This window comes from Candidatus Cloacimonadota bacterium (genome assembly GCA_020532355.1).
GTDB lineage: Bacteria > Cloacimonadota > Cloacimonadia > Cloacimonadales > Cloacimonadaceae > UBA5456.
Genome location: JAJBBD010000189.1, coordinates 1 through 4,962 on the forward strand (window position 1 = coordinate 1; position 4,962 = coordinate 4,962).

Consider the following 4,962-nt stretch of genomic DNA (forward strand, 5'->3'; position numbering starts at 1 on the left):
CCGCTACATGGATGATCTTGTCAGTTTCCTTTATCTTGTCTCGCTTGTATATAAATCCATGGTCTGAAGTAACGATAAAGTGCAGGGTGTTGGCATTGGTTGAGATACGCTTGATCATGGTAAAGACTTCATCAACGGCTTCGTAGCATGCAGTGAACACCTCATTCTCCGTATTCAGTTTATCCCCACGGGCATCAATCTGGTTGTGATAGACATAGACTATGTCCATCCCCGTAAAGACTTCCCGCAGTTCCATCTTCTTCATCAGTTTCAGATCATCAAATTGGATACATCTGCTATTAGGTGTATAGGAATTGAGTATTACCTCTCTCTGCTTGAGAGAATCACATGGCATCCCATCAACCAGGACTTTGTTCTCCCGAGTCAACTCCAGGCTCTTGTGTGGCAACAGAGCACCCATGCCAAGTCGCGTATTGGAAGGGAGAACGCTCATCATTGATTCCAGCTTTGGTGTGCATTTCTCGTCATCTTCAAGTTTGGCAAATAATGACTGCCCAACTTCATAACGCATCGCATCAGAGATAATCACCACCACGCGGTCTTTGCTGGATTGAATGTATTTGTTGTAGAAATTCCGTTGCAAAGGCATGGAGGTGGAATGATCCGCTTTCTTAAGACCAATGTTCCAGTTATAGACACTTTTAGCCAGGAACTCATTGGTGTAGATATTCTCCACCAGATCCCGAATTTTTTCAAAATGGCTGTTCTCGTTCAGCTGATCGTAGTTATAGTAAAACTTCCGATACTGCTGATCGATCTGATAGTCGTTAGTAGTGTATTGCTTGATGATATCCTTTAGGTCATCTCGGCTTTGATAACTTGCTGCCGCTATGACAAAAGAAGCGCTTTCAAGCATGTGGTATTCGGACCGATACCGATCTCCAAAATGACTTTTGCGGCGATCCTTACAGATCTCAGAGATAGACTTGCCTGAAAGCTTAGCTCCAAGATCTTCACTTAGAAGTCGCTCGGTGATCCATTTAATGAAAACATGGTCAATGACCTCAAAAGTGTCGCATTGAATCAATGATTCTGGATTGTAGGACTCCAATATTGTCTTAGCCTGAAGATTTCTAGCCACATAATCAGACAATTCATCATATTGCTCTCGGTATAAGACGTTGTTCATCAAGCTATCAAGAAATGCGATAATGTTGCCGGATTTGTATGATACAAAGCTTTTCCATGCAGGGGGAAACTCACCCTGGAGATATCTTTGCGTATAGGTTACGAACATGGTCAGCACAAGCTTTTCCAGTGTAGGCTTTACATCGGTATAGCCAAACTGTTCTTCAGAAAGACGCCAGAAAGCTTCCAGGAGGCCATACTTTTCAAACTCTTCCAGGAATTTATTCTCATCAAGTTCTCCATCGGTCAGAACTACCCGGACAACCTCATCGTAAAATGCAATTCTCGTCTTGCAAAGAACGCTCATGAGAGCCACTTCGATGCTTTCCTTGGTAAAGTTCTCAAGTTCGAGATCATAGAACTTTTGAGTCCGATCCTTTGCACCGAAGAACTTGATATATTTTTGGATTACCGGTTTATACTTCTGGTCAATCCCAAGATCCACAGTTAGAAGTGACGCTCTGTCTGCAAAGAATTGTCTCGAGTAGAGGAGGATGTCTTCCAAATGGTTGTCCCTTACCTGAGGACGCGGAAAGGGGGCATAGATCAAGTAATTGTTTGTTCTATCAATCCGTTCTAAAAAGTGTTTGGTATAAAACTGATTGTCTTTTTCGAGATGATAGATCTTGGCGTTCGATAACTCCAATGAATCCACATCTTCAACAAATTCAGCCTTGTCATCGTACCAGAAGACAAGCTTGCGAGTGTCTCCAGCAAACTCATGATTGAGCTTATCTGTTATTTGTTTTAAATTCAGTTCCGCCATCCCAGACTCTCCTTTCGTCAAATTTTAGCAAGCACTTCAAGCTTCTTACCATCTCGATCGGTCTGAACTTTTTCGTAGTTGACTTTCACACCATCATCCAAATCAATAGAAGTACGAGCCAAAGCAAGATGAGCAATTTTCTCATCGTATTCTTTTGTCTCTTGAAGTTGCTTAATGAGCTTTTCTTTGCGTTTCGTTGCAGTTGCTAATTCACGGGCATCTTTACTGTTATCAATAGTGTCCTGCATTCTGGCAATCTCATTTTCATAAATTCGCTGCATCCTATGCAGATAATCTATACGGAGATTGCCAATGCTGTTTTCATCATAGCTATGCATATATACTAAAGCTTTGAACCCATTTTGTTTGCCACTATCAAAAAGCCAATAGATTGGTCTCTTCTGATAAACCTTGCAATGATCATTGAAGAAATCTTTTATGAAATAATTTCTAATCGCCTCTCGAGAGCTATAACCTTTTTTACCTAATACATTGGCTATGTAATCTAAATTCTCATCGAGATTACTTTCACCATAAACAGTTTTTACGAATGAAATAAACAAACCTACAATGTCATCTTTAAAATACTCTTCATCTGTAATTGGAATGATATTATCTTTGTCTGGGATAAAAGTACTGTATTTAGTTTTATCCCAGTCTCCACCTGCATAGCAGAGCCCCTTTGTATCTACCGAGTATCGACCAAACATACAACCGACAGCATATGAAATCAAAGTTTCTATGTCTCGTTTAAGATCAGCTTTTGCTATTGTGATATCTCTTTCTTCTACAGCTGAGTCTAATTCTTGTTCCAAACCATATATATTGATGAAACATTGATTAATTGACTCTTCATTGCTTTTTAGGAGATTAAATCTTTCTTCACATTCGCTTTCCCATTCCTCAAACAGAGATGAAATTAAACCTGATCTTTTCGCAAGGGGATGCACAAGGAAATCCCAAGATGTTTCAAAAGAATCCCAATCGGCTTTTGAAAGTGATATATTATCCTTTACTCTTTCAACGACATTGTCTGTCATTGACTGTTGTCCAAAAATCAGTGGTAATTGAGCAATATCTTTAGCTTGTACATTAATGGTCGGATTAACGACTTTAAGTATGTAGTCTACAGTATTAGAGCACAATGCCCCCAAAGCATAGTATTCTGTCTTGATATTGTCAAAAAAGCACGGCGATCCTGCAACATCCCACAAGAATCCTTTAGGTAGGATTCTTGCGCAAAACCTTCCAGTGGTTATAAAAGGCCAAGTAAGAGCTTCCTTAAGGTATAAATGTTGAAGCGTGGTTTTAGATCTATTGAAGTTAGATTTTTGGCTCCAATTAACAACATAATCATAATTTCCATACCAGCAACGTCTTGTCCCGCCTTTGCTATATGGAATCCACTTGGTGGTTGATATGTTAATTTCATTCATAGAGGACTTCCCAATGGCAATGGTTTCCCATGAGACTTCATACCATAATCTTAAGTACTTGTTGTTGTCCCCAATAGTCATACCTGTGATTACTTCCGAGTATTTTCCCATTGGCTTTTCTTTATAATTCAATGCAAATTCATCACTAACCCAATATGCTATTGGAGTTCCAGGTATTTTGGAAAAATTCTCTGAACTAATTTGTGCAAATCTATTTTTTTTAATTGGGAATTCTTTAGGCAATTCATCCTCACCAATATTTTTAATTGATACATGATTATACGTGCCTCTATATCCTTTAATGTTACAGTTTCTAAAATTAGAAACAGCAGTCCCAAAAGCTATTCCCATGACCATGTTTTCCATGTGCATTAAGGTGGAAATTGTCTTACTATTCACTAAACCTATTCTTAATTTTTCAAAACTAGATAGAAACATCCATGATTGCATGGTTACCATGCAGCTATATCCACAATGTTTTGTCATAACTAGACCTTTTTGAATAAAAACTGCAAACAAATCCGATTTGCTATCAGGGTAGTATTCCTTGACATGCTCAGATAACTTTCCGCCCATCCCATTACTTCCCATGTAAGGAGGATTAGTAATAACTACATCATATTTATTCGATATAATTTTACCAATTTCAACTATTAGTCGAATTTGATTTCTGGTAAATTCAACACCAATCGAATCCAAAGACATTTGGCCATTTGCATCAATACTATCAGTATATCTATGTAATAGCTCCCAATTGTAGTTTTCCACTTTAAGAATCGATCCATATTCCTTCGCGTCGGTAAAAGTATCCAACAAACCCTGAAGCTGAAGACTAGCTGTATTCTTCTCCATCTCACTCAAACCAGATCCAAAGTATTTTAACTGGTTTCTGTCTATGTCATTACTCTCTTGTATAGCATACAAATGGCAGATCGTTTCTCCATTTAGGATCCTTCTGTTATATTGTCGTGCTTTCATCATTACTGCAAAATAAGCTAGCTGATAGGCGCGATTATCAATATCTAAACCGTAAAGATTTTTTTCTATAATGTTTTTAGCAGCATCACGTTGACTATATCCGTGACTTTCATATATTTGCATCAGAACATCGAATGCGTATACCAAAATATGGCCACTGCCCATCGCTGGATCAATGACCTTAATGTCTTCGGGTTTTATGGCCTTATATTCTTCTCTAATTTTATCTAACTCGTTTTGAACATCGTCTTCCTGTTCGGCTTCATCCATGAAATATTTCCAAATTGCTTTCAACTCATCGTTGGGATGGCCTTCAAGCCATAAGCGTCCTAGACTATTCTCAACCATGTAGCGAACAATCCAATCAGGTGTGAACAGCTGTGTTGCTGCAGGAATTCGTTCTTTCGTTATTTTGACATTCTTCTTTAATAGAGCAAAAGTTTCATCCTTGGGTTCAGTATTGTAATACTGATAAAGCCATCCGATAATTTCAACCTGGCCTTCCTTGGATACATTAAAATCATCTTCCGAGATATCGTTGATCAAATGGTAAACTATCCCATCTTTGTCCGTAAAAGATACATTCAAAAGGATTTCAGTATAGTCACTTGTTTTTTCAAACAGCTCAGGCAG

Annotated in this window: 2 protein-coding genes; both read right to left on the bottom strand. The window is 38.5% G+C overall.

Annotation, left to right across the window (positions count from 1 at the left end; genetic code table 11):
• On the bottom strand, nt 1-1,915 hold a 1,915-nt coding region (gene pglZ / locus LHW48_06780; GenBank protein ID MCB5260160.1), incomplete at its 3' end, for a BREX-1 system phosphatase PglZ type A.
• A 17-nt stretch (nt 1,916-1,932) separates the two neighbouring features.
• On the bottom strand, nt 1,933-4,962 hold a 3,030-nt coding region (gene pglX, locus LHW48_06785; GenBank protein MCB5260161.1), incomplete at its 5' end, for a BREX-1 system adenine-specific DNA-methyltransferase PglX.